This is a genomic window from uncultured Aquabacterium sp. (assembly GCF_913773725.1).
In the GTDB taxonomy this organism is placed as follows: domain Bacteria; phylum Pseudomonadota; class Gammaproteobacteria; order Burkholderiales; family Burkholderiaceae_C; genus Aquabacterium.
The window spans coordinates 20,479-45,021 of record NZ_CAJYGK010000089.1 but is presented as its reverse complement, the minus strand read 5'-3'; the positions used below and the strand labels follow the sequence as shown (position 1 = coordinate 45,021).

At 67.4% G+C, this 24,543-nt stretch carries 21 protein-coding genes; 12 read left to right on the top strand and 9 right to left on the bottom strand.

Annotated elements, in window-relative coordinates:
• From QZ709_RS10430 to glp, 4 genes are all read right to left on the bottom strand, one after another.
• Positions 1–1,065 (bottom strand): GGDEF domain-containing protein (locus tag QZ709_RS10430; RefSeq protein WP_294637210.1); only part of this gene is annotated, 1,065 nt, incomplete at its 3' end.
• 10 nt (positions 1,066–1,075) lie between these two features.
• Positions 1,076–1,462 (bottom strand): CrcB family protein, encoded by a 387-nt coding sequence (locus QZ709_RS10425; RefSeq protein ID WP_294637209.1) that lies wholly within the window; start codon positions 1,460–1,462, stop codon positions 1,076–1,078.
• Positions 1,459–2,013: a molybdenum cofactor biosynthesis protein MoaE gene (locus QZ709_RS10420; protein WP_294637208.1), complete on the bottom strand. Its 555-nt coding sequence runs from the start codon at positions 2,011–2,013 to the stop codon at positions 1,459–1,461. Before QZ709_RS10420 ends, QZ709_RS10425 begins: the two co-directional genes overlap by 4 nt.
• A 72-nt stretch (positions 2,014–2,085) precedes the next feature.
• Entirely contained in the window at positions 2,086–3,342 is a 1,257-nt protein-coding gene (gene glp / locus QZ709_RS10415) for a gephyrin-like molybdotransferase Glp (protein ID WP_294637212.1), read from the bottom strand.
• A 172-nt stretch (positions 3,343–3,514) separates the two neighbouring features.
• On the opposite strand from glp, the gene QZ709_RS10410 reads away from it, so the two are divergent.
• A complete protein-coding gene (locus QZ709_RS10410) occupies positions 3,515–4,168 on the top strand; it encodes a DUF542 domain-containing protein (protein ID WP_294637206.1) in 654 nt (217 codons plus the stop codon).
• Between the two features lie 81 nt (positions 4,169–4,249).
• Here QZ709_RS10410 and thrC read toward each other — a convergent pair whose 3' ends face one another.
• From thrC to QZ709_RS10395, 3 genes are all read right to left on the bottom strand, one after another.
• On the bottom strand, positions 4,250–5,671 hold the full coding sequence (thrC, locus tag QZ709_RS10405; protein ID WP_294637205.1) for a threonine synthase: 1,422 nt from the start codon (positions 5,669–5,671) through the stop codon (positions 4,250–4,252).
• Positions 5,668–6,990: a homoserine dehydrogenase gene (locus QZ709_RS10400; RefSeq protein ID WP_294637211.1), complete on the bottom strand. Its 1,323-nt coding sequence runs from the start codon at positions 6,988–6,990 to the stop codon at positions 5,668–5,670. Before QZ709_RS10400 ends, thrC begins: the two co-directional genes overlap by 4 nt.
• 96 nt (positions 6,991–7,086) lie before the next feature.
• A complete protein-coding gene (locus QZ709_RS10395; protein ID WP_294637204.1) occupies positions 7,087–8,310 on the bottom strand; it encodes a pyridoxal phosphate-dependent aminotransferase in 1,224 nt (407 codons plus the stop codon).
• Positions 8,311–8,504: 194 nt separating this feature from the next.
• Between QZ709_RS10395 and QZ709_RS10390 the strand changes: the two genes are divergently transcribed.
• The 11 genes from QZ709_RS10390 (at position 8,505) to QZ709_RS10340 (ending at position 22,743) form a co-directional block, all read left to right on the top strand.
• A complete protein-coding gene (locus QZ709_RS10390; protein WP_294637203.1) occupies positions 8,505–8,873 on the top strand; it encodes an Mth938-like domain-containing protein in 369 nt (122 codons plus the stop codon).
• A 126-nt stretch (positions 8,874–8,999) separates the two neighbouring features.
• Positions 9,000–9,479, top strand: a complete 480-nt coding sequence (locus tag QZ709_RS10385; RefSeq protein ID WP_294637202.1) for a peroxiredoxin — start codon at positions 9,000–9,002, stop codon at positions 9,477–9,479.
• 376 nt (positions 9,480–9,855) lie between these two features.
• A complete protein-coding gene (locus tag QZ709_RS10380; RefSeq protein ID WP_294637201.1) occupies positions 9,856–11,631 on the top strand; it encodes a PhoH family protein in 1,776 nt (591 codons plus the stop codon).
• 80 nt (positions 11,632–11,711) lie between these two features.
• The gene (locus tag QZ709_RS10375) at positions 11,712–12,224 is read left to right on the top strand and encodes a GNAT family N-acetyltransferase (RefSeq protein WP_294637200.1); all 513 of its coding nucleotides are present in this window, start codon (positions 11,712–11,714) and stop codon (positions 12,222–12,224) included.
• Positions 12,225–12,361: 137 nt separating this feature from the next.
• Complete coding sequence (locus tag QZ709_RS10370) at positions 12,362–13,084, top strand: CerR family C-terminal domain-containing protein (protein WP_294637199.1); 723 nt, start codon at positions 12,362–12,364, stop codon at positions 13,082–13,084.
• Entirely contained in the window at positions 13,081–14,109 is a 1,029-nt protein-coding gene (locus QZ709_RS10365; protein ID WP_294637198.1) for an HlyD family efflux transporter periplasmic adaptor subunit, read from the top strand. The genes QZ709_RS10370 and QZ709_RS10365 overlap by 4 nt, the downstream gene beginning before the upstream one ends.
• Before the next feature lie 18 nt (positions 14,110–14,127).
• Positions 14,128–16,902: a ribosome-associated ATPase/putative transporter RbbA gene (rbbA, locus tag QZ709_RS10360; RefSeq protein WP_294637197.1), complete on the top strand. Its 2,775-nt coding sequence runs from the start codon at positions 14,128–14,130 to the stop codon at positions 16,900–16,902.
• 6 nt (positions 16,903–16,908) lie between these two features.
• Complete coding sequence (locus QZ709_RS10355; RefSeq protein WP_294637196.1) at positions 16,909–18,036, top strand: ABC transporter permease; 1,128 nt, start codon at positions 16,909–16,911, stop codon at positions 18,034–18,036.
• Between the two features lie 22 nt (positions 18,037–18,058).
• Positions 18,059–19,792, top strand: a complete 1,734-nt coding sequence (locus QZ709_RS10350) for an alpha/beta fold hydrolase (protein ID WP_294637195.1) — start codon at positions 18,059–18,061, stop codon at positions 19,790–19,792.
• Positions 19,793–19,804: 12 nt separating this feature from the next.
• Positions 19,805–21,220: a bifunctional enoyl-CoA hydratase/phosphate acetyltransferase gene (locus tag QZ709_RS10345; RefSeq protein WP_294637194.1), complete on the top strand. Its 1,416-nt coding sequence runs from the start codon at positions 19,805–19,807 to the stop codon at positions 21,218–21,220.
• Complete coding sequence (locus QZ709_RS10340; protein ID WP_294637193.1) at positions 21,217–22,743, top strand: efflux transporter outer membrane subunit; 1,527 nt, start codon at positions 21,217–21,219, stop codon at positions 22,741–22,743. The genes QZ709_RS10345 and QZ709_RS10340 overlap by 4 nt, the downstream gene beginning before the upstream one ends.
• A 79-nt stretch (positions 22,744–22,822) precedes the next feature.
• On the opposite strand, the gene ilvC is transcribed toward QZ709_RS10340, so the two are convergent.
• Both ilvC and ilvN read right to left on the bottom strand, forming a co-directional pair.
• Positions 22,823–23,839 (bottom strand): ketol-acid reductoisomerase, encoded by a 1,017-nt coding sequence (gene ilvC, locus QZ709_RS10335; protein ID WP_294637192.1) that lies wholly within the window; start codon positions 23,837–23,839, stop codon positions 22,823–22,825.
• Positions 23,840–23,936: 97 nt separating this feature from the next.
• On the bottom strand, positions 23,937–24,428 hold the full coding sequence (gene ilvN, locus QZ709_RS10330; protein ID WP_109036974.1) for an acetolactate synthase small subunit: 492 nt from the start codon (positions 24,426–24,428) through the stop codon (positions 23,937–23,939).
• Between the last annotated feature and the right edge of the window lie 115 nt (positions 24,429–24,543).

The following is a 24,543-nucleotide window of genomic DNA, read 5'->3' as shown; positions in this document are numbered from 1 at the left end:
GTGAAAGGCCACCCCGATGCTCACGGTCAGGTGGATCACCACGCCGTGTGTCCGGCAAGGGGTGGACTCCACAACCCGGCGGAGCCGTTCTGCGACACGCAGTGCCTCGCTCTCCATGCGCACCGGCAACACCACAGTGAACTCTTCCCCCCCGTACCGCGCGAGCAAGGCATCCTCGCGGAGGTGATCCCGCAGCAACTGCGCCAGGAACCGGAGGACCTCGTCGCCGACCTGGTGACCATGCGCGTCGTTCACCTGCTTGAAATGGTCCACGTCGACCATGAGCACCGCGGTGGCACGCGCGGGATGCTGCTGCAGGCCCAGCATGCGCTCGCCCAGTTCACGCAGACCGCGACGCGACAGCGTGCCGGTGAGGTCATCCGACAGGGCCCGGGCACGCAGCTGCGCGTTCAGTCGCTCGTTGACGATGGCAAACACCACGGCCGCAACCGACAGCGGCAGCAGCGCAATGGCCAGCGCCGACCACGGAAGCAGCCAGGCCGGCACATGCAGCCAATGCGGTGGATAAGGCCCGGGCACCGAGAGAACGTGCTGCACCGCGACGAGCCAGTTCAGCGCAAAGCCCGATGCGACCCACAGCAGGGACAGCTCACTGCCGCTGACTCTGGGGCTGCGCAAGATGATCCAGCCCTGCTCCAGCGTCATCCCCACGCTCACGAACGCGAACACGAAGGCGATCGCGCGGGCGAAGACCGTGTCGCCCCACCATGCGGCCCCCCAGATGCACCCGCCGGCCAGCGCCGTGGCCAGCAGTCCACCCCACGGAGCCGTCCGCCGTCCGTTGAGCTGGCGGAACGCCCAGGCCAGCAAGGCCACCCCCATCGCCACCGAGCCGATGGCGACCTTCAGGTAGCCCGACTGCCAGCTCGGAGGCACCAGGGGCAGCGCACCCAGCAAGGCGATGCACCCGAACGCCCACCGGTACAGACCCAGCGCCTGGCGCAGCCTTGGCTGATCCGTCCGGATCAGCGACACAACGCCCAGCCCGATAACCGCACCGGCACCGGCGGCCACGTAGCTGGTGAAGACGTCGATCGGCCCCATGACTTGCAGATCAGGCCCACCAGTGCCGCGCCATGCGAGCGCCAAGCGCCGCGCACGCCAACGCCCCCAGCACATGGGCGGCCGTGTGAGCCAATGCCATCTCGGGCCGGCCCTTCTCGATCAGGGCCAAGGACTCGGCCGAAAAACTGGAAAACGTCGTCAACCCACCCAGGCCCCCTGTCACGACCAACAGACGCCACGTCTCATTCGGAGTGCGTCCGAAGTAAACGAACGCCACGCCGGCCAGGAAGCCCCCGGTCAGGTTCACACACAGCGTCCCCAGTGGGAAGCCTCCCCAAACGGGGTTCAGCCACACAGCGGCCTGCCAGCGCAGCCAGGCGCCGCAAATGGCTCCCCCGGCCACGGCCAGCGCGTGCACGATCATGCCGTTGTTCATCTCACCGGGTCCTGCGGCTCGCCTGCTGCAGCAGGGTTCCAGCGCGCGGCAGCCGCCTCGTCGCTGTCCCGTGCCGCCACCCAGCGGGCTCCGTGTGACGACACTTCTTTTTTCCAGAACGGCGCCCGCGTCTTGAGCCAGTCCATCAGGAAGGCACAACAGGCAAACGCCTCGCCCCGGTGCGCGGAACTGACGGCGACCAACACGATCTGATCACCCAATGCCAGCGGCCCGACACGGTGAATCACCCGCACGCCGCGCACGTCGAACCGCTGCCTGGCCGTGACGATCAGCTCGGCAATGCTGCGCTCCGTCATGCCAGGATAGTGTTCCAGCTCCATCACAGGCTGTCCGGCTGCCTCGGCGTCGGACGTCGCATCGCACACCTGGGCATCGTGGGTCCACTCCCGGACCGTGCCGACAAAGGCGGCGACGGCGCCCACACCAAGATCGCCCGCTCGAAGCCGCGCCACTTCTGCGCCCAGATCGAAGTCATCAGGACCGACCCGAACACAAGCGAGGGCCTCCTGCCAGGGGGGCGGTGCGAGCATGCGTGCATCCATCTTGTTCAGTGTCTTCTCAAGGTCTGTGTCGGGCCGTGCGCATCTTCGCAGATCGCCTGCTCAGCCTTGTCGCATCGTGGAAGCGGGCTGCAGCAACTCCGGCAGAGGCAGCCAGGGCACCAGGTCGCCAGGCTGCACGGTGCGGCCGGGCGCCAGATCGACCAGACCGTCACCCCAGGCCGCGGAACTCAGCACACCGGAGCCCTGGTTGGGAAACAGCACCGGGCGCCCACTCCCGTCGAGCCGAGCGCGCAGAAACTCCCGCCGCTTGTCCGCCCTTGGCCAGGCAAACCCGGCTGGCACCATCAGGGCCTGGGGCAGGTGCCACCGCTCCCCGGCCAGGCACCCGAGCACCGGACGGGCCAGCAGGAGGAAGGTCACGTAACTGGCCACGGGGTTGCCGGGCAAGCCCATGTACAAGGCGTGCGTGCCGTCCGGACGACGCAGGCGACCGAACACGAAGGGCTTGCCGGGTTTGATGGCCAGCGCCCAGAAGGCCAGCTCGCCCTCGGCCTCGACCGCCGCGCGCAAGTGGTCCTCCTCACCGACGGACACCCCGCCACTCGTGATGATCAGATCATGACCGGCTGCTGCCGCCCGCAGTGCGGCGCGGGTCGCTGCCAGCTCATCCGGCACCAAACCCAGGTCGGTCACCGCCGCCCCACACGCCTGTCCCAGGCCCACCAGCGTATGGCGGTTGCTGTTGTAGATCGCACCTGGTGGCAGGGGCTCACCCGGCATCACGAGCTCACTGCCGGTGGTCAGCACGCCCAGCCGGGGACGGGCAAACACGGACAGCGTGGCGGCCCCCACCGACGCGCCCACCCCCAGCGAAGCAGGCGACAACCGTGTGCCCGCTGCCAGCACGCCATGCCCCTCGGCGATGTCTTCCCCCCGACGACGGATGTTCTGCCCGGCCGTCACGCCATGGATGAAGCGCACCGCGCCATCCCCAACGGCCTCTGTGTGCTCCTGCATGACCACGGCCCCCGTGCCCTCGGGCACAGGCGCCCCCGTGAAGATCCGCGCGACCGTTCCGGGCACCAGGGCATCGCCGACCTGGCCAGCCGCAATCCGTTGCGCCACAGGCAGCACCGTACCCGGCTGCACCAGCCGGGGCACGTCCGCTGCGTGCACGGCATAGCCATCCATCGCACTGTTGTCAAGCGGCGGCACCGCCACCGGCGACACCAATGCCGCAGCCAGCACCCGCCCAAGCGCGTCGACGCTGGGCATCCGCTCTGTGGTCAGTGGCGCGGCACCGAGGTGGGCAGCCAGACTGGCCTCAAGGCGCGACCACGCATCGTCCAGCGGCATCAAAGGTTGAAAGGCAGGCGGCACGTTGGATCCTCGTCAAACAGATGGAAGCGCCGTGATTGTGACCCAGCGCAGTCCGATCACCACGCGCTTGCCCCTTGCGCCGCATCAAAGCCCTGAGGCCAGTGCGCGACGACCATGGGAGCTCCATTCCACCATTTGTGAGCACGCCATGCACGATGCCGATCTGGCCCTGTGGACGCTCGCACGGGCCATCCCGGGGGCCACCCGGGTCTTTCACCAGCACGATCTGGACTTCTGCACAGGCGGCAGACAGACCCTGCGCGACGCAGCCCTTGCCAAGGGGCTGGACGTGGGCCTGTTGGAGGCCGAACTGGACGCCATCAAGCCCGGTGCGATGCGCGAGGTGAACTGGGCCCGAGCCAGCACGCCCGCCTTGGTCGAACACATTCTCGAGCGCTACCATGCCCGGCACCGAGCCGTCCTGCCGGACTTGGAACAGCGTGCTGAGGAAGTCGAGGCTTCGCATGCGGCCCATCCGGCTTGTCCGCATGGGCTCGCCCACCACCTGCGGCGGATCCACCACGCCCTGAACCGCCACATGCGTCAGCAGGAAGACGTGCTGTTTCCCTTGATCGCGGAGGGGCTCGCATCGCAGGCCACCGACGCGCTCGACGCCATGCGCCAGGCACACCGGCACCTCGCCGATCTGCTGACCACCCTGGCCACCCTGACAGACGGATTCACGCCACCGGACGAAGCCCCCGCAGATTGGCGGGCGCTGTACGTCGGCGCCCGAAGCCTGAAGGAAGACCTCATGGAGCACCTGTACCTTGAGAACCAGGTGCTGTTCGAACGCCGCTGAGCCCCCTGAGCGACACGCCAGAAAACAAAAAGCCTGCCACGCGGGCAGGCTTCCGTCCTCGGCATCACGCCAGGCGTCACATCAGTCCCGGCAGTGCTGGACGATGTAGTCCTTGACCGCTTGCGTGCTCTTGGGCACCACGACAAAGCGCTTGGGCAGGTCTTCCAGCCCGTCCAGGCCCCGGATCCAGCTCGGACGCTCGGGCTGGCGACCCGTGGCTTCCACGATGGTTTCAGCAAACTTGGCCGGAAGGGCCGTTTCCAGCACCAACATCGGCACACCAGCCGTGAGGTGCTCGCGCGCCACCTTCAGGCCATCGGCCGTGTGCGTGTCGATCATGATGCCGAAACGCTCGAAGGTGTCCTTGATCGTGGCCAGGCGGTTTGCGTGCGTGCTGGTGCCTGACACGAAGCCGTACCCCGGCACCTTCGCGAACTCGTCGGGCGTGAGCGTGAACACGCCCCGCTGCTCGACCTCGTCCTTGAACAGGGCCTTCACGCGGGCACCATCGCGGCCCAGCAGGTCGAACACGAAGCGCTCGAAGTTCGAGGCCTTGCTGATGTCCATCGACGGCGACGAGGTCTCGTAAGTTTCCGCCGAGCCTCGCACGCGGTAGGTCCCCGTGCGGAAGAACTCGTCAAGCACGTTGTTCTCGTTCGTCGCCACCACCAGCTTCTCGACGGGCAGGCCCATCATGCGGGCGACGTGGCCGGCGCAGACGTTGCCGAAGTTGCCCGAGGGCACCGTGAAGCTGACCTTCTCGGCGTTCGACTTGGTGGCGTAGAAGTAGCCGGCGAAGTAGTACACGACCTGGGCCAGCAGGCGGGCCCAGTTGATCGAGTTGACCGTGCCGATCTTGTACTTGCGCTTGAACTCGAGGTCGTTCGAGACCGCCTTGACGATGTCCTGCGCGTCGTCGAACACGCCTTCCACCGCCAGGTTGTGGATGTTCGGGTCCTGCAGGCTGAACATCTGAGCCTGCTGGAAGGGGCTCATGCGGCCATTGGGGCTCAGCATGAACACGCGCACGCCCTTCTTGCCGCGCATGGCGTACTCGGCCGCGCTGCCGGTGTCGCCCGAGGTCGCGCCCAGGATGTTGAGCTGCTCGCCACGGCGACCCAGTTCGTATTCGAACAGGTTGCCCAGCAACTGCATGGCCATGTCCTTGAAGGCCAGCGTCGGGCCGTTGGACAGGGCTTCCAGCGCCAGACCGGGCTCGAGCGGCTTGAGCGGCGTGATCTCGTCAAAGCCGTACACCGCCTTGGTGTAGGTCTTGGCCGTCAGGGCCTTCAGGTCGGCCGCCGGGATGTCGTCGATGTAGAGCGACAGGATCTCGAAGGCCAGCTCGGCATACGACAGGCCGCGCCACTTCGACAGCAGCGCGTCGTCGACCTTCGGATAGGCCACCGGCAGGTACAGGCCGCCGTCCGGCGCCAGGCCTTCCAGCAGAATTTCCGAGAAGCCGCGCTCGGTCTTGTCACCACGCGTCGAGATGTATTTCATGCGAGTTCTTCCTTGCGCAGCTTGACGATGGGCGCCAGCACGGTCGGCAGGGCCTGCATCGCGGCCAGCGCGGTGTTCATCGCGCCTTCCTTGGTGTCGTGCGTGAGGATGATGAGGTCGGTCTGGTTGCCGCCCTCGCCGCTCACTTCATCGGCCTCGCGCTGCAGCACGGCGTCGATGCTGATGCCCTGCTCGGCCAGGATGCTGGTGATGCGGGCCAGCACGCCGGCCTGGTCGGCCACGCGCAGGCGCAGGTAGAACGACGTGACCACCTGCTCGATCGGCAGGATGGGCAGGCTGGACAGCGCATCGGGCTGGAAGGCCAGGGCCGGCACACGCGACGCGGCAGGCGCTTCGACCTGACGGGCGATGTCGACCAGGTCGGCCACCACGGCCGAGGCGGTCGGCTCGGAGCCCGCGCCCTTGCCGTAGTACATGGTGGTGCCCACGGCATCGCCCTGCACCATCACGGCGTTCATCGCGCCTTCCACATTGGCGATCAGGCGGCGCATCGGCACCAGCGTCGGATGGGTGCGCAGCTCGATGCCCTCAGCCTGACGGCGGGCGATGCCCAGCAGCTTGATGCGGTAGCCCAGCTGCTCGGCGTACTTGATGTCGGTGGCCGACAGCTTGGTGATGCCTTCCACATGGGCCTTGTCGAACTGCACTGGCACGCCGAAGGCGATGGCGCTCATGATCGTGGCCTTGTGGGCAGCGTCCACGCCTTCGATGTCGAAGGTCGGGTCGGCTTCGGCGTAGCCCAGACGCTGGGCTTCTTTCAGCACCACGTCGAAGTCCAGGCCCTTGTCACGCATCTCGGACAGGATGAAGTTCGTGGTGCCGTTGATGATGCCGGCCACCCACTGGATCTGGTTGGCCGTCAGGCCTTCGCGCAGCGCCTTGATGATGGGGATGCCACCGGCCACGGCGGCTTCGAAGGCCACCATCACGCCCTTTTCCCGGGCGGCAGCGAAGATCTCGGTGCCATGCACGGCCAGCAGCGCCTTGTTGGCGGTGACCACATGCTTGCCGGCCGCAATGGCTTCCAGCACCAGCGCCTTGGCGATGCCGTAGCCACCGATCAGCTCGACCACCACGTCCACGTCCGGGTTCGCGATCACTTCGCGGGCGTCGGCCACCACCTTGGCGGCGTCACCGACCACGGCCTTGGCGCGCTCGGTGTTCAGGTCGGCCACCATGGTGATCTCGATGCCCCGGCCGGCGCGACGGTGGATTTCTTCCTGGTTGCGCTGCAGCACGGTGAAGGTGCCACCGCCGACGGTGCCGATGCCCAGCAGGCCGACGCGCACGGGACGCAGTTGTTCTTGGCTCATGTCGTTCTCTTCTCTCGCTGCGCGCGGCCTTGTGGGCGGCGCGGGTTCATCACAAAGGGGTAGGGGCGGTTCAGGCAGGGCTCACGCGTAGCGCTTGCGGTAGCCATCCAGGAATCGGGCGATGCGGCCCACGGCATCGGTCAGGTCGTCGCTGTTGGGCAGGAAGACCAGGCGGAAGTGATCCGGGTGGGCCCAGTTGAAACCGGTGCCCTGCACGATCAGCACCTTCTCTTCGGCCAGCAACTCGTAGGCGAACTGCTGGTCGTCGGCAATGGGGTACATCTTGGGGTCGAGCCGCGGGAACATGTAGAGCGCGCCCTTGGGCTTGACCACGCTCACGCCCGGGATCTGGGTCAGCAGGTCATAGGCCAGATCACGCTGCTTGCACAGCCGGCCGCCGGGCGCCACCAGGTCCTTGATGCTCTGGTAGCCCCCCAACGCGGTCTGGATGGCCAGCTGGCCCGGCGTGTTGGCGCACAGGCGCATCGAGGCCAGCATGTTCAGGCCTTCGATGTAGTCGCGGGCATGGCGCTTCTCGCCCGACACCACCATCCAGCCGGCACGGTAGCCGCACGAGCGGTAGTTCTTGCTCAGGCCGTTGAAGGTCAGGAACAGCACGTCGTCGGCCAGCGAGGCCATCGAGGTGTGCACCGCGCCGTCGTACAGCGTCTTGTCATAGATCTCGTCGGCCATCACGATGAGCTGGTGCTCGCGCGCGACCTGGATGATCTCTTTCAGCAGGCTCTCAGGGTAGAGGGCGCCCGTGGGGTTGTTCGGGTTGATGACGACGATGGCCTTGGTCTTGGGCGTGATCTTGGCGCGGATGTCGGCGATGTCGGGATACCAGTCCGACTGCTCGTCGCACAGGTAGTGCACCGGACGGCCGCCCGACAGCGACACGGCCGCTGTGTACAGCGGGTAATCGGGCGCCGGCAGCAGCACCTCGTCGTCTTCATTCAGCAGCGCATTGAGCGCCATCACGATCAGCTCGGAGGCGCCGTTACCCAGGTAGACGTCGTCCACCGTGACGCCCTTGATGCCCTTTTCCTGACAGTAGTGCACCACCGACTTGCGCGGCGCGAACAGGCCCTTGCTGTCGGTGTAGCCCGCGGCGCCCGACAGATTGCGGATCATGTCCTGGACAATCTCGTCGGGCGGCTCCAGCCCGAACACGGCCAGGTTGCCGATGTTGAGCTTGATGATCTTGTGCCCGTCTTCCTCCATCTGGCGCGCCTTGTCCAGCACGGGCCCACGGATGTCGTAGCAGACGTTGGCAAGCTTGCTGGATTTGGCGATCGGCTTCAAAACGGGCTCCGTTCAGGATGCTTGTGGGGGACTCAGCGGGCAGTTCTCGCGCGGTACGCCGTGGCAATTGCCGCCATGCGCCGCAGACCGCGCTCAAATCGCGGCTTTTTCAGGGAAAGCTACAATTTAACCACACCCTCCCTCTGCCGGCGCGCCGCGAGGGCCGCCGCGCACCAACCCTGCACAGCCTGTCCATGAAACTGCATGCCGACCGCGCCGAAGGCGTCAACGTGATCCATGCCTGCGAGCCCGGCTCGGTGTCGATCAACGGGGTCACCTACCGTCACAGCGTGCTGGTTCCCTACACGGGCGAGGTGGCTGCCTGGGCGCCGGTCGCCCTGGCCGACCTGACGGAAGACCACTTTACGTCGTTGGCGGCTGCGCAGCCGGAAGTCATCGTTTTCGGCTCGGGGGCCACCCTCCGCTTTCCTCCACCCGCCGTGTTGCGTGCGCTCATGCAGGCCCGCATCGGCGTCGAGTCGATGGACACCGCAGCCGCCTGCCGCACCTTCAACATCCTCGCCGGCGAGGGACGTCGGGTGTGGGCTGCCCTGCTCGTCTGAGGCCCCGGAACACGGTCGTACCGGAGCCTTATCCTCCCTCAGGGGGATCGGGCACCCGTCAGGGGGGGCCTGCAGAAGCACTTTATAATCAGAGGCTATTCAATCAGGCTGCTGATTCACTACAACATGACACCCGCCCTGAACAAACCGTTGCCGGAATTCGAAGCAGTTGCCACTGGGGGCGTGAAGTTCACTCCTCAGGGTTACATCGGCCAGACCGTGGTGCTCTACTTCTACCCGAAGGACCACACCCCCGGCTGCACGACCGAGGCCATGCAGTTCCGCGACAAGCACAAGGAATTCGTGAAGGCCGGCGCGGTCGTGTTCGGCGTGTCGCGAGACAACCTGGCTTCGCACGACAAGTTCAAGTCCAACCTCGAGCTGCCGTACGAACTGATTGCCGACACCGAAGAAAAACTGTGCCACATGTTCGGGGTCGTGAAGAACAAGATCATGTACGGCAAGAAGGTCAAGGGCATCGAGCGCTCGACTTTCCTGATTGGCCCCGACGGTGTGCTGCGAGAGGAATGGCGCGGCATCAAGGTGGCCGGCCACGTGGACGATGTGCTCAAGGCCGTGCAAGGCCTGAAGCAAGAAGCGGCCTGATGTTGCATTCGGGCACGGAAGACGCGTAAAACTGCGTAAATCTTCCAGCACAGGGCGCCTTCGGGCGCCCTTGTTTTTTCGGTCAAGGGCGGCGCACGCGGCTGACGCCGAAGCTCTCAGCATGACACGCTTTCCGGGTCGCAGGGGCGGCTGTCACGCCGCCGCCACGCCGTGCATCTACCCGCGCCCCCGCGGGTAGCGCGCCGGCACGGACTGTGCATAATCGATCGCATGCCCCTGCGCATCGACCCGTCTTCTGTCCCCGCCAGCTCCCGATCCGTGACGCATCGCCCTTGTGGTGCCCTGATCGACCCGAACGAGGCCGCACATCGCCCTGTGCGGCCTTTTTGTTTGTCCCAAACCGACGGACCCCACCATGCCTCTGCCCAAGCCGCCCACCAAACGCGCTGACATGCTGACCGAGGACGACTACGCCTCGCAGCCCAAACCGGCCAAGGCAAGTCGCTCGAAAGCCTCCGCCCGACCCACCCCCGTCGTGGAGGCACCTGCGGCCGCGACGCCGCCGGTGCTCGAACTGGTCAAGCCCGTCACGTCGGCACGCCAGGCGCCGGTGACCGCTCAGCCTGCTGTCGAGCCCGCTGTTGTCGTCTCCGTCGAACCCGTGCCGCGCCGCATCGTGGCCGACAAGGGTGGCGCTCCGACACCGCCACCTGCCACCAGCAGCACGCCCCCCTCTCGCGCCCGCGCAGCCGAGCCCGCCTCGGGCGGTCGACGCCGCAAGGTCGACACAGGGCCAGCCAAGCTTTTCGTGCTGGACACCAATGTGCTGCTGCACGATCCGATGTCGCTGTTCCGCTTCGAGGAACATGACATCTACCTGCCGATGATCACGCTGGAAGAGCTGGACGGGCACAAGAAGGGCATGACTGAAGTGGCGCGCAACGCCCGCCAGGTCAGCCGTGACCTGGACGCCCTGGCCGCCGACATGAGCAACCGGCAGCAGATGGACCCGGCCTCCGGCATCGAGCTGGCCAAGACAGGCCATGTGGAGGCGAAGGGCAAGCTGTACTTCCAGACCACCGGCATGGCGGTCGAACTGCCCATGGGCCTGCCTCAGGGCAAGGCGGACAACCAGATCCTGGGCGTGGTGCAGGCACTGCGCAGCCAGCATCCGGGACGGGACGTGGTGCTGGTGTCCAAGGACATCAACATGCGGATCAAGGCGCGCGCCCTGGGTCTGCCGGCCGAAGACTACTTCAACGACAAGACGCTGGAAGACGGCGACCTGCTCTACACCGGCGTGCTGCCCCTGCCAGGCGACTTCTGGGAGCGCCATGCCAAGGGCATGGAGAGCTGGCAGCAAGGTGGCGTCACCTATTACCGCATCACCGGGCCGATGGTCCCGGCCTTGATGGTCAACCAGTTCGTCTACTACGAAAGCCCGGGGGCCGCGCCGTGGTACGGCAAGGTGGCCGAGATCACGGGCAAGTCGGCCGTGCTGCGCACGCTGAAGGACTACACCAACCAGAAGCACGCCGTGTGGGGGGTGTCGGCACGCAACCGCGAGCAGAACTTCGCCCTCAACCTGCTGATGGACCCGGACTGCGACTTCGTGACGCTGACAGGCTCGGCCGGCACGGGCAAGACGCTGATGACGCTGGCCGCGGCGCTGAGCCAGGTGCTCGACGAGCGCCGCTACACCGAGATCATCGTGACCCGGGTCACCGTGCCGGTGGGCGAGGACATCGGCTTCCTGCCCGGCACGGAAGAGGAGAAGATGTCGCCCTGGATGGGCGCGCTGGACGACAACCTGGAGGTGCTGGCGCGTGGCGACAGCTCGGCCGGGGAATGGGGCCGCGCGGCCACCAATGAACTGGTGCGCAGCAAGATCAAGATCAAGAGCATGAACTTCATGCGCGGCCGCACCTTCTTGAACAAGTTCCTCATCATCGACGAGGCGCAGAACCTGACGCCCAAGCAGATGAAGACCTTGATCACGCGGGCGGGCCCGGGCACCAAGATCATCTGCCTGGGCAACCTGGCCCAGATCGACACGCCCTACCTGACCGAAGGCTCGTCGGGCCTGACCTATGCCGTGGACAAGTTCAAGGGGTGGCCACACAGTGGGCATGTGACACTGGCCCGCGGTGAGCGTTCACGCCTGGCCGATTTCGCCTCCGAGGTGCTCTGACCCGGGCTGCTTCGGCGCCCCCCGCCCCCAAGGCCGGAGCATGCTCCGGCTTTTTCACGTCTGAAGATCACCGTCTCGCCATGTCTGCCCATTTCTTGCACATCCGATTGCTGACCGAAGCGGACCTGCCTGCCGTCATGGCGGTTCAGGCCGCCTGCTACGAAGCCGGCTTTCACGAACCGCAGGCCGCTTTCGCCAACAAGCTCGCCGAGGCGAGCGACAGTTGCTGGGGTGCCTGGCAAGGCGATGCGCTGCGGGGCTACCTGTTCTGTCTGCCAGCCGACGCCGATCACCTGCCCGCCCTGCATGCGAGCAGCTGGCGCCGCCCCGCCGACGCCGCGTGGCTGTACCTGCACGACATGGCGGTGCACCCCGACGCACGGGGCCTCGGGGTGGCTGGCCGCCTGCTGGAGGCGGCACGCACCCGCGCACACGCCGTGGGTGTGGAGGCCCTGGTCCTGGTTGCCGTGCAGGGCTCCGTTCCGTATTGGACGCGCCATGGCTTTGCGACAGTGGCCCCCAGCCCCCCCATTGCAGCCAAGCTCCGCACCTTTGGTGACGACGCGCATTTCATGCAGCAGGCCCTGCGTTGAACAGCCCCCATCGCACGGGGTGTCGCTCTTTCGTCGGCGTTTGCGTTTCATCAAATCAGTCGATTGATTCACAAGCCCACTGGTGTCATGCTGGCACTTGTCCAGCCGGGTTTTCCCGAGCGCTTTCAGGATTCGCGATGACGCCCGTCACCCTCGACGCACACAGCACCCGCCCCCCTCACTCAGCCCACCCCGAGTCCAGCCGCGGCGCCCTGGCCCGCGACAAGATGCTGATGGCCGCCCTCGACCTGTTCGGGCGCCACGGCTATGAGGCAACCACCACCCGCATGGTGGCCCAGCAGGCCGGCATGAACCTCGGCGCGATACCGTATTACTTCGGCTCGAAAGACGACCTGTATGCGCAGTCGGCATCCTGGCTGGCCGCCTACATCGCCGACCGGATGCGCGAGCCGCTGGCGCGCCTACAGGTGGACACGACCAGCGAGGACGACCCCGAGGTGTTGGTGGCCCACCTCGTCACGTTCATGCAGGCGCACGCCCGCGCCCTGCTGCACGATGCTGCGCCACCCAGCTGGGTGCAGTTCTTCATGCGCGCCCAGACCGAACGGGACGCCGCGTTCGAGGCGCTCTTCGGTCAGGTCATCGCGCCCAGCCATGACACCGTGTGCACGGTGCTGGGCAAGGCGCTGGGGCTGCCAGCCGAGCACCTCCGCACCCGCACGCTCGCTTACCTGGCCTTTCACCAGTCGATCTGCTTCCGGCTGACCGGTGACGTGTTGCTGCGCCGGCTTGGATGGGACAGCTTCACGCCGTCGCGGATCGACGCCTTGCTCGAACTGATCGGCGGTGCCTTGCGGGATCAACTGCTGGGAGCCATTCGACGCGGGGGGCAGGCATGAAGCGCGGCGTGGTGTTCGCTGCGCTGACCGTCGCAGCCCTGGCCGCGGCAGGCGGCGCATACTGGTACGTCGGGCAGCAACAGGCGCTCCCGGAAGGCTTGGTGCGCACCAATGGCCGACTGGAAGTCGACCGCATCGAGGTGGCCGCCAAGTACCCGGGCCGGATTGCCGAGCTGCCCGTTCAGGAGGGCGATGTCGTCCGCCGCGGCGATTTGCTTGCCCGGCAGGACACGAGTGAGCTGGAGGCGCAGCGCGCCGCGATCGAGGCGGCGCGCGACCGTGCGGCGCAGGCCATGGCCCGTGCGCAGGCCGAAACCGCCGTGCGCCAGGTGCAGGCCCGGCTGGCACAGCTGGAGCTCGGTCACACCGAAACCCTGCGGCGCGATGAACTCGTCTCGGCCGCCGAGGTCGACCGCCGCCTGGCCCAGCGCGATGGTGAGCAGGCTGGCGTGCGCGTGGCCACCGCGGCGATCGGCGAGGCCACCGCCGCGCGTGCCGAGGCAGAAGCGCAGATCCGGCGCATCGACGTGGCCATCGGCGACATGAGCCTGCGGGCCCCGGTGGATGGGCGGGTCGAGTACCGCGTGGTCGAACCGGGCTCGGTCATCCCGTCCGGTGGGCGCGTGGTGACGCTGCTGGACACCAGCCAGGCGCACATGACGGTGTTCCTGCCCTCGACCGTGGCCGGCCGGCTGAAAGTCGGCGACGAGGCCCGGCTGAAGCTGGACGCCGCACCGGCCTTCACCTTGCCGGCCAGGGTCACCTTCGTGGCCGCAGAGGCCCAGTTCACGCCGAAGTACGTGGAGACCGCCACCGAGCGCGACAAGCTGGTCTACAGGGTCAAGCTGGCCGTGCCACCCGAACTGGCCAAGCAGCATGCCGGCTTCGTGAAGGCCGGTCTGACGGGCTATGCCTTTGTGCGCACCCGGCCAGACACGGCCTGGCCGGCGAACCTGGCCGTGGCGCTGCCGCCTGCCGAAGCCGCAGCACCGGCCATCTCCGCTGCGTCTGCCGCATCCCGCTGAAGCGCGATGGTGAGCGCCATGTCGCCCCAGGCACCGCGCGACGTCGCCGTCGTCGTTCAGGGCCTGAGCCATTCCTACGACAATGTCCCGGCACTGGACGGCGTCGCGCTGCGCCTGCCTGCGGGCCGCACCATCGGGCTGGTCGGGCCGGACGGCGTCGGCAAGTCGACGCTGCTGTCCATCGTGGCGGGTGTGCGCCGCGTGCAGCAAGGCCAGGTGCAGGTGCTGGGACTGGATGTGCAGTCCGCAGCCGATCGACACCGCTTGTCGCCCCGGGTGGCCTTCATGCCGCAGGGGCTGGGGCGCAACCTGTACCCCACCCTGTCCGTGGCCGAGAACATCGACTTCTTCGCCCGGCTGTTCGGCCAGGCAGCCCAGGAGCGTGCCGCGCGCAGCCAGCGTCTGATGGACGCGACCGGGCTGACGCCGTTTCGCGACCGGCCGGCCGGCAAGCTCTCCGGCGGCATGAAGCAGAAGCTGGGGCTGTGCTGCGCGCTGGTCCACGACCCGGATCTGCTGATTCTCGACGAGCCGACCACCGGCGTGGACCCGTTGTCACGGCGGCAGTTCTGGGCCCTGGTCGAAGCCCTCCGACAGGAGCGCCCGGGCATGACAGTGGTCGTGGCCACGGCCTACATGGAGGAGGCCGAGCGCTTCGAGGTGCTGGTGGCCATGGACGCCGGCCGCATCCTGGTGTGCGACGCCACCCGTGACGTGCTGGCCCGCTCGCCCGATGGCACGCTGGAATCGGCCTACATCGCCCTGCTGCCGCCCACGCGGCGCGGGAGCGGCGAGCCCCTGGTCATCCCGCCGCGGCCGGTCGTCGACGGCCCACCGGCCATCGAAGCCCGCCACCTGACCCGACGCTTCGGCGACTTCGTGGCCGTCAACGACGTGAGCTTCCGGATCGAGCGGGGCGAGATCTTCGGCTTCCTGGGCTCCAACGGCTGCGGCAAGACCACGACCATGAAGATGTTGACGGGCCTGCTCGACATCAGCAGCGGCGAGGCCAGCCTGCTGGGGCAGCCGATCAACGCCAGGGACCTGGCCACGCGGATGCGGGTGGGCTACATGTCGCAGGCCTTCTCGCTGTACGAGGAGCTGAGCGTGGCGCACAACCTGCGCCTGCACGCCCAGCTGTATCGCATGGAAGGCAAGGCCGCAGACCGGGCCATCGAGGGCGCCCTGGCGCAGTTCGAGCTGGCCGAACATGCCGAGGCCATGCCCTCGGCCCTGCCCCTGGGGATCCGTCAGCGCCTGCAGCTGGCTGCAGCCTGTCTTCACCGCCCCGAGGTGCTGATCCTTGACGAGCCGACCTCGGGCGTGGACCCGGCCGCGCGCGACCTGTTCTGGCGGCATCTGGTGCGCCTGTCCCGCGACGAGCAGGTGACCATCTTCGTCTCGACGCACTTCATGAACGAGGCCGAGCGGTGCGATCGGATCTCGCTGATGCACCGGGGCACGGTGCTGGCGGTGGGCTCGCCCGACGCCCTGCGCCGCGAGCACGAGGCCGCGACATTGGAAGAGGCCTTCATCGCCTGCCTGGAAGCCGCGGACACCACGGTCCAGGCGGCGCAGGCCGCAGCACGGGCTGGCTCACCCGCTGAGCCAGAGGCCGGGAAGACGGCCGCCGACACGCTGGGCCACACCCTGGGCGACCCGCGATCCGGCTGGCTGGCCCGCATGTGGGCCTTCGCCCGACGCGAAGGCATGGAGCTGCGCCGGGATCGCATCCGCCTGACCTTTGCGCTGCTGGGGCCGATCATCCTGCTGCTGACGGCGGCATGGGCCATCTCCTTCGACATCGAGCAGGTGGCATTCGCGGTGCTGGACCACGACCAGAGCCATGACAGCCGGCAGCTCATTTCGCACTTCGACGGGTCGCGGTACTTCGTGCAGAAGGCCCCCTTGCACGACATGGCCGAGATCGGGCCACGGCTGCAACGGCGCGATGTGCTGCTGGTGATCGACATCCCGCCGGGCTATGGACGGGATCTGGTTGCCGGCAGACAGCCCGAAGTGGCCTTCTACATCGACGGCGCACAGCCTTTCACCGCCGAGAACATCCGCGGCTACGCCCGCGGCATCATGCTCGAGCATGCGAGCCGGCTGGCACGCGAAACGCCCGGGGTGGCGCCGGTCGCCCTGCCCGCCCGGTTCGAGCCCCGGTTTGCCTACAACCAGGACTTCCGCAGCATCTATGCCTTTACGCCAGGCCTGATCATGCTGTGCCTCATCATCATCCCCAGCATGCTGACCGCACTGGGCGTGGTGCGTGAAAAGGAGATGGGCTCCATCGTCAACCTGTACGCCTCGCCTGCAACGGTGGCGCAGTTCCTGATCGGCAAACAGCTGCCCTACATCGCGCTGGCCATGCTCAGTTACCTGACCCTGGCCGGGCTGTCCGTCACGGTGCTGCAAGTGCCCTTGAAAGGCAGCTTCATCGCGCTCACGCTTGGGGCGCTGTGCTTCGTGTTCGCGGGCACGGCGCTGGGCCTGCTGGTGTCGGCGTTCCTGCGCTCGCAGGTCGCGGCCACCTTCGCCACGGCCATCCTGTGCATGATCCCGTCGGTCAACTTCTCGGGGCTGCTGTACCCGGTGTCCACGCTGGAGGGCGCGGCCCGCTGGGTGGGACTCGGCTTTCCGTCGTCGTGGTTCCAGCTCATCAGCCTGGGCACCTTCACCAAGGGGCTGGGGCTGTCGAGCTTCGGCCCGATGTACGCGGCCCTGCTGGGCTTTGGTGCGCTCTATCTGCTGGCAGCCCGCCTGCTGGTGCGCAAGCAGGAAGGCTGAAGACCCATGCGGCAATGGATGCTCAATGTGCTGCGGCTGTCCCTCAAGGAGCTGCGCAGCCTGGCCGGGGACCTGCCCCTGATGGCCCTCATCGTCTTCGCGTTCTCGGTGGCCATCTACAGCACGGCCAAAGGGGTCAAGGCCGAGGTGGCGAATGCATCGGTGGGCATCATCGACGGTGACCGGTCCGGTCTGTCGCAGCGCCTGCGCGAGGCCATCCGGGCGCCCTACTTCAAGACCCCGGTGGACACCACGCCCGATGCGGCCACCCCGGCGCTGGACCGCGGCGACCTGATCTTCGTGGTCGACATCCCTCCGCGCTTCGAGGCCGACGTGCTCGCGGGCCGCGCGCCCACGGTGCAGGTGCTGGTCGATGCCACCGCCATGACCCAGGCGGGCCTGGGCGTGGTCTACCTCAACGAGATCTTCTACCGCGAACTGCTCGATTTCTTCCACCAGCAGGGCATCGAGGCGCGCCTGCCCACCCGGCCGGTGATGCACGTGCTCTACAACCCCAACACCCAGTCGCACTGGTACACGGCCGTCATGCAGATCGTGACCAACGTGACGGTGCTGGCCATCATCCTCGTGGGCGCGGCCGTGATCCGCGAGCGCGAGCACGGCACCATCGAGCACCTGCTGGTCATGCCTGTGCGCCCGAGCGAGATCGCCCTGGCCAAGATCATCGCCAACGGCGCTGTGATCGTGCTGGCCGTGATGCTGTCGCTGTGGCTGGTGGTGCACCTGTGGCTGGGCGTGCCGCTGGCCGGCTCGGTGCCGCTCATCCTGCTGGCCACCACGGTCTACCTCTTTGCCGTCACGGCGCTCGGGATCATGCTGGCCACGCTCGCGTCGTCGATGCCACAGTTCGGGCTGCTGTCGTCGCCGGTGTACGCGGTGCTGTACCTGCTGTCGGGCGCCGCCACGCCGGTGGAAAGCATGCCGCCGCGCGTGCAGCAGCTGGTGCAGTTCTCGCCCACGACGCAGTTCGTGCGGCTGGTGCAGTCGGTGCTGTACCGGGACGCCGGGCTCGACATCGTCTGGCCACAGTTGCTGATCGTGACCGCGGCCGGCGCCTTCTTCCTCGTCATCGCGCTGTCGCGTTTCAGATCGATGCTGGCCCGACAGGGCTGATGCCAACCCAGGAGCTATGAGCATGACCACCCCTTGCACGCCCCCCACCCCGGATCCGGACGCCTGGCAGAACTGGGTCAACGAGCTCGACCGCCATGCGCAGGCCACCGTGGGCCAGATCACGGGCGGCATCTCGCCGGTGCAGGCCGCCCTGGTCTACCTCGACTGGCTGGGCCACCTGGGCACCGCGCCGGGCAAGCAGCTTGATCTGATGAAGCGCTTCATCGAAGACGCCCAGGCCACGACCGAGCGGGTGCTGTCGCCCGAAGACGAGGTGCCCGCCGACAAGCGCTTCAAGTCCGAAGGCTGGCGGCGCTTTCCCTTCAACGCCTGGGCCGAAGGCTTTCTGCTGATGCAGCGCGCCTGGGACCGCGCCACGCACGACGTGCCCGGCGTGGGCCACAAGACCGAGGAAACCGCCACCTTTGCCGCACGGCAGTGGCTGGACATGATGTCGCCCTCGAACCTGCCCTGGCTCAACCCCGAAGTGCTGCAGGCCACCGCCAAGGAAGGCGGCATGAACCTGGTGCGCGGCGGCCAGAACTGGTTCGACGACTGGCAGCGCCTGGTGCGCGGGCTGCCGCCGTCCGGCGCCGAGCAATACGAGGTGGGCCGCAACGTGGCCATCACGCCCGGCAAGGTCGTGATGCGCAACGACCTCATCGAGCTCATCCAGTACAGCCCCACCACCGACAAGGTGCACGCCGAGCCCATCCTCATCGTGCCGGCCTGGATCATGAAGTACTACATCCTCGATCTGCAGCCGCAGAACTCGCTGGTGAAGTACCTGGTCGACCAGGGGCACACGGTGTTCATGATCTCGTGGAAGAACCCCACGGCCGACGACCGCGACAAGGGCATGGACTGCTACCGCGAACTCGGCGTGATGGCCGCGCTCGACACGATCAACCGCATCGTGCCCGACCGCAAGGTGCACGGGGTCGGCTACTGCCTGGGTGGCACGATGCTGATGATCGCCGCCGCGGCCATGGGCCGCGCCCACGACGACCGCCTGGCCACGATGACCCTGTTTGCGGCCCAGGGGGACTTCACCGAAGCCGGTGAACTGCTGCTGTTCATCAACGACAGCGAGGTCAGCCTGATCGAAGCCATGATGGCCGAGGAAGGCGTACTCAAGGGCAGCCAGATGGCGGGCACCTTCCAGCTGCTGCACTCCAACGACCTGATCTGGTCGCGCGTGCTCAAGGAGTACATGCTGGGCCAGCGCGGCGAGCCCAACGACCTCATGGCCTGGAATGCCGACACCACGCGCATGCCCTACCGCATGCACTCCGAATACCTGCGCAAGCTCTTCCTGCACAACGACCTGGCCAGCGGGCGCTACGAGGTCGACGGCAGCCCCGTGTGGTTCACCGACATCCGCATGCCGGCCTTTGCCGTGGGCACCGTGACCGACCACGTGGCACCTTGGAAGTCGGTCTACAAGCTGCACCTGCTGCCCATCGACCTCACCTTCGTGCTGACCAGCGGCGGGCACAACGCCGGCATCGTCAGCGAGCCCGGTCACCCGCGCCGGCACTACCAGATCCGCCATCGTCCGGCCACCGAGCACTACGTGGACCCGGACACCTGGCAGGCCATGACCCCGCGCGTGGAGGGCTCGTGGTGGCCCGCCTGGCAGGCATGGCTGGCCGAGCACTCCAGCGGCCTCGTGGCCCCGCCCCGCATGGGGCTGCCCGGCGGGCGCAAGAAGACCTTGCCCGACGCGCCGGGCGACTACGTGCGCGTACCCTGACCGGAGCCTGCGATGAACGACACCCCTGCCCTGCTCGAGAACCGCACCTACGACGAGCTGTCGGTGGGTGACACCGCCTCGCTCGTGCGCACCCTCAACAAGGACGACATCGCGCTCTTCGCCATCCTGAGCGGCGACGTCAACCCGGCCCACCTGGATGAGGCCTACGCGCGCGACACCCCCTTTCACAAGGTCATCGCCCACGGCATGTGGGGCGGCACGCTGATCTCCACCGTGCTGGGCACCAAGCTGCCTGGCCCCGGCACGATCTACGTCGGCCAGACTCTGCAGTTCCTGCGGCCCGTGGGCCTGGGCGATCGCATCACAGTGACCGTCACGGTCAAGACCAAGGAGGCCAACAACCGCGTGCGGCTCGAGTGCCTGTGCACCAACCAGCTTGGCAAGCCGGTGATCACGGGCGAGGCCGAGGTGCTCGCCCCGCTGACCAAGGTGAGCCGCCCGGCCAGCAGCCTGCCCGAGGTGCATCTGCACCGCCATGAGCGCTTCGACCAGCTGATGAGCCTGGTCGGGGCGCACGCGCCCCTCCGCTGCGCCGTGGTGTGGCCGGATGACGAACACACGCTGACGGCGGCGCTGGAATGCGCCCAGGCCGGCCTGCTTGCACCCGTGCTGGTGGGCCACGGCGAGCGCATCCGGGCACTGGCTGCGCAGCTCCAGCTTGGCCTGGACGGGTGCGAGATCGAGGAAGCCCCCGGACCTGCCGCGGCGGCCCACCACGCCATCGCCCTGGCCCGCGAGGGCGATGTGCTGGCCGTGATGCAGGGCGCGCTGCCGGTCGGCACGCTGATGCACGCCGTGATGGACCACGGCTACGGCCTTCGCACCCATCGGCGCGTCAGCCACGCCTACATCGCCGACGTGCCCGCCTATCCCCGTCCCTTCATCGTGACGGATGCGGCCATCAACATCCAGCCCACGCTGGAGGACAAACGCGACATCGTGCAGAACGCCATTGACCTGGCCCGCACGCTGGGCCTGAGCGAGCCGCGCGTGGCCATCCTGTCGGCGGCAGAGACCGTGCACAGCACGCTGAGCTCATCCATGGATGCGGCCGCGCTGTGCAAGATGCTGGAGCGCCACCAGATTGCCGGCGGCATCGTCGATGGCCCGCTGTCGCTGGACGCGGCCATCAACGAACGCATCGCCCGGCTCAAGCACCCGCAGTCGCCCGTGGCCGGCCAGGCCAACGTCCTGGTCGTGCCCAACCTCGAAACAGGCGACATGCTGGTCAAGCAGCTCTCGCTGCTGGCCGATGCCGACGTGGCTGGCATCGTGCTCGGCACCCGCGTCCCCATCATCCTCACCAACCCGGCCGACAGCCCGCGCACGCGGCTGGCCTCGGCCGCGCTGGCCCTGCTCCTGCACGATGCCGACGGCCGGCTGTCCACCGAACACCCGATCACATGAACGCGTTCCTCGCCCGATCGCCCGCGCTGGCTGACCTGCACCGTGTGGCCCCGCGCCTGCTGCTGGCGTGCGCTGTGGCCAGCCTGTGCGGCTGTGCCGTCGTCCGGGTCGACATGCCTGCTCAAGGCGTGACCCCGCCCGACCGTTTTGCCGAAGCCCCTGCCGAGCCCGGCACGGCCCTGCCCGACACGGCCCGGTGGTGGCGCCAGGTGCCCGATCCGACGCTGCACGCGCTGATCGAGCGCGGTCTGCAGGCCAACGCCGATGTGCGGATCGCCCTGGCGCGGGTGAAAGAAGCGCGCGGCGTGAGCAGCCAGGCCGAGTCGGCGCTGTACCCCACGCTGACGGGATTCGGCGGCATCGGCCGCAACCGCCAGGACATCCTGCCGTCCACGCCCGATGGCCTGCCCGTGCCGCTGCCGGATGTCCGCGTGCCCATCAGCCGCTTCGACGGCTTCGGTCTGGCTGCCGCCTGGGAAGTCGACCTGTTCGGCCGCCGCCGCAGCGACATCGATGCCGCCCGCGAAGCCGAACTGGCCCAGACCGAACGCGTGCACGGCGCGCAGCTGCTGGTGGCAGGCGACATCGCCGCCAACTACGCCGAGGCCCGCGCCATCGAGCATCGGTTGGGCGTGCTCGACCGGGTCGAAGCCACGCTTCAGATGCTGCTGCGCTATGTGCAGGGCCGCTTCAACGCCGGCCAGGCCAGCCGGGCTGACATCGATCGGGTGCAGGCCCAACTGGCCGGCGTGCAGGGCCAGCGCGCGCCGCTCCAAGGGCTGCGGGCGTCGCGTCTGCGCCGACTGGCCGTGTTGTCGGGCCAGACGCCCGATGCGCTCACCGCCCTGCCCGCCCCCACCGCAGCCGCACCGGCGGACGCCCGTGTCATCCCGACCGCACTGCCCACCGTGCTGCCTTCGTCGGTGCTCGAGCAGCGCCCGGATGTGCGCGGCACCGCGCGGCAGGTGCGCGCCCTGGCCGCGCGGCTGGGCAGCGCCAAGGCCGAGCTGCTGCCCAGCTTCTACCTTGGCTTCCTCAACACCGACGGGCGCCTGAGCATCGGCGACAACCTGGGCGCGCGCGACCAATTCACCGCCTGGGGCGTGGGCATGCGCTTGCCGATCTTCGAGGGCGGCCGCATCCGTGCCCGCATTGCCTCGGCAGACGCACGGCTCGAAGCCGCCGCCGTGCAGCATGAACAGGCTGTGCTGACCGCGCTCGAAGACGTCGAGAACGCCTATGCGATGCGGCACGCGCTCGACCAGCGTGCCACACAGCTGACCGCCTCGCTGCAGCACGGCAACGACGCAGCCCGCCACGCACAGCGTCTGTTCGAACAGGGCAGCACGCTGCTGCAACCTGCGCTGGAAGCCCGCCTCGCCGCGCTGCAGCGCGAAGACGAACTGATCCAGACCCAGGCCGCCCGGGCCCGCGCCACCATCGCTTTCTACCAGGCGATCGGGGGCGGCTGGCAGGACGACACGCCCGCGCGGGCAGAGGCCGTCGAGCACACCCCGCACTGAAGCCGCAAAAAAAGCCGCCGGGCTTGCACCTCGGCGGCTTCTGATCCAGTCAGCAAGCCGGCTCGCGCCGGCAGCCCGATCAGTTCTTCGACTGGTCGACCAGCTTGTTCTTGGCGATCCAGGGCATCATGCCGCGCAGCTCGGCACCCACGGTTTCGATCGGGTGCACGGCGTTCAGACGACGGCGAGCGGTCATGCTCGGGTAGTTCGTCTTGCCTTCCAGGATGAACATCTTGGCGTATTCGCCGGTCTGGATGCGCTTCAGAGCGTTGCGCATGGCTTCGCGCGACTTCTCGTTGATCACTTCCGTGCCGGTCACGTACTCACCATACTCTGCGTTGTTCGAGATGGAGTAGTTCATGTTGGCGATGCCGCCTTCGTACATCAGGTCGACGATCAGCTTCAGCTCGTGCAGGCACTCGAAGTAGGCCATTTCCGGAGCGTAGCCGGCTTCCACCAGCGTCTCGAAGCCCATCTTCACCAGCTCGACGGCGCCACCGCACAGCACGGCCTGCTCGCCGAACAGGTCGGTTTCGGTTTCTTCACGGAAGTTGGTCTCGATCACGCCACCCTTGGTGCCGCCGTTGGCAGCAGCGTACGACAGAGCGATGTCCTTGGCCTTGCCCGACACGTCCTGGTAGACGGCGATCAGCGACGGCACGCCGCCGCCCTTCAGGTATTCCGAACGCACAGTGTGGCCAGGGCCCTTGGGGGCGACCATGATCACGTCCAGGTCAGCACGGGGCACGACCTGGTTGTAGTGCACGTTGAAGCCGTGCGCGAAAGCCAGCGTGGCACCCTTCTTGATGTTCGGGGCGACGTTGTTGTTGTAGACCTCGGGGATGTTCTCGTCCGGCAGGAGGATCATCACGACGTCAGCGGCCTTCACGGCTTCGTCGACTTCAGCGACCTTCAGGCCAGCGCCTTCGGCCTTGGACCACGAGGCGCCACCCTTGCGCAGACCGACGGTCACGTTGACGCCCGAGTCACGCAGGTTCTGGGCGTGGGCGTGGCCTTGCGAGCCGTAGCCCACGATGGTGACGTTCTTGCCCTTGATCAGGCTCAGGTCGGCGTCCTTGTCGTAATAGACCTTCATGTTTTGCTCCGTCGATGAAACGAATAGGTGCTTGAGCGGCTCAAGCGGGTTGATGCAGTGACAGCGGAAATCAGCGGGAGAAAGAGACTGCGGAGAGTCAGACGCGCAGGATGCGCTCGCCGCGCCCGATCCCGCTGGTCCCGGTGCGCACGGTTTCGAGAATGGCAGCGCGGTCGATGGCCTCGATGAAGGCATCGAGCTTGGACGCGTCGCCAGTGAGTTCGATGGTGTAGGTCTTGTCGGTCACGTCGATGATGCGGCCGCGGAAGATATCAGCCATCCGCTTCATCTCTTCGCGTTCCTTGCCCACGGCGCGCACCTTGATGAGCATGAGTTCACGCTCGGTGTACGGGCCTTCGGACAGGTCGACGACCTTGACCACCTCGATCAGTCGGTTCAGGTGCTTGGTGATCTGCTCGATCACGTCATCGGAGCCGTGCGTGACGATGGTCATGCGCGACAGCGACGGGTCTTCCGTGGTGGCGACCGTCAGGCTCTCGATGTTGTAGCCGCGGGCCGAGAACAGGCCGACCACGCGGGACAGGGCGCCGGCTTCGTTTTCCAGCAGCAGGGCAATGATGTGTTTCATGTTGATCGTCCTGGCGGGCTCTTGAGCACCCGGGGCGGTAACCCCGGGCCCGTGGCCCGCGCACGATGGGAAATCGTTGTGCATGTGCCCGACCGGCTTGAGCGAACCCTCCGCC

What these genes read in the sequence shown, in the direction of transcription:
- ilvN (WP_109036974.1), bottom strand. Translation starts at nt 24,428, where the DNA reads ATGAAACACATCATTGCCCTGCTGCTGGAAAACGAAGCCGGCGCCCTG.
- QZ709_RS10380 (WP_294637201.1), top strand. Translation starts at nt 9,856, where the DNA reads ATGCCTCTGCCCAAGCCGCCCACCAAACGCGCTGACATGCTGACCGAG.
- QZ709_RS10385 (WP_294637202.1), top strand. Translation starts at nt 9,000, where the DNA reads ATGACACCCGCCCTGAACAAACCGTTGCCGGAATTCGAAGCAGTTGCC.
- QZ709_RS10370 (WP_294637199.1), top strand. Translation starts at nt 12,362, where the DNA reads ATGACGCCCGTCACCCTCGACGCACACAGCACCCGCCCCCCTCACTCA.
- QZ709_RS10365 (WP_294637198.1), top strand. Translation starts at nt 13,081, where the DNA reads ATGAAGCGCGGCGTGGTGTTCGCTGCGCTGACCGTCGCAGCCCTGGCC.
- QZ709_RS10345 (WP_294637194.1), top strand. Translation starts at nt 19,805, where the DNA reads ATGAACGACACCCCTGCCCTGCTCGAGAACCGCACCTACGACGAGCTG.
- QZ709_RS10375 (WP_294637200.1), top strand. Translation starts at nt 11,712, where the DNA reads ATGTCTGCCCATTTCTTGCACATCCGATTGCTGACCGAAGCGGACCTG.
- QZ709_RS10355 (WP_294637196.1), top strand. Translation starts at nt 16,909, where the DNA reads ATGCGGCAATGGATGCTCAATGTGCTGCGGCTGTCCCTCAAGGAGCTG.
- QZ709_RS10350 (WP_294637195.1), top strand. Translation starts at nt 18,059, where the DNA reads ATGACCACCCCTTGCACGCCCCCCACCCCGGATCCGGACGCCTGGCAG.
- ilvC (WP_294637192.1), bottom strand. Translation starts at nt 23,839, where the DNA reads ATGAAGGTCTATTACGACAAGGACGCCGACCTGAGCCTGATCAAGGGC.
- thrC (WP_294637205.1), bottom strand. Translation starts at nt 5,671, where the DNA reads ATGAAATACATCTCGACGCGTGGTGACAAGACCGAGCGCGGCTTCTCG.
- rbbA (WP_294637197.1), top strand. Translation starts at nt 14,128, where the DNA reads ATGTCGCCCCAGGCACCGCGCGACGTCGCCGTCGTCGTTCAGGGCCTG.
- QZ709_RS10340 (WP_294637193.1), top strand. Translation starts at nt 21,217, where the DNA reads ATGAACGCGTTCCTCGCCCGATCGCCCGCGCTGGCTGACCTGCACCGT.
- glp (WP_294637212.1), bottom strand. Translation starts at nt 3,342, where the DNA reads ATGCCGCTGGACGATGCGTGGTCGCGCCTTGAGGCCAGTCTGGCTGCC.
- QZ709_RS10420 (WP_294637208.1), bottom strand. Translation starts at nt 2,013, where the DNA reads ATGCTCGCACCGCCCCCCTGGCAGGAGGCCCTCGCTTGTGTTCGGGTC.
- QZ709_RS10410 (WP_294637206.1), top strand. Translation starts at nt 3,515, where the DNA reads ATGCACGATGCCGATCTGGCCCTGTGGACGCTCGCACGGGCCATCCCG.
- QZ709_RS10390 (WP_294637203.1), top strand. Translation starts at nt 8,505, where the DNA reads ATGAAACTGCATGCCGACCGCGCCGAAGGCGTCAACGTGATCCATGCC.
- QZ709_RS10425 (WP_294637209.1), bottom strand. Translation starts at nt 1,462, where the DNA reads ATGAACAACGGCATGATCGTGCACGCGCTGGCCGTGGCCGGGGGAGCC.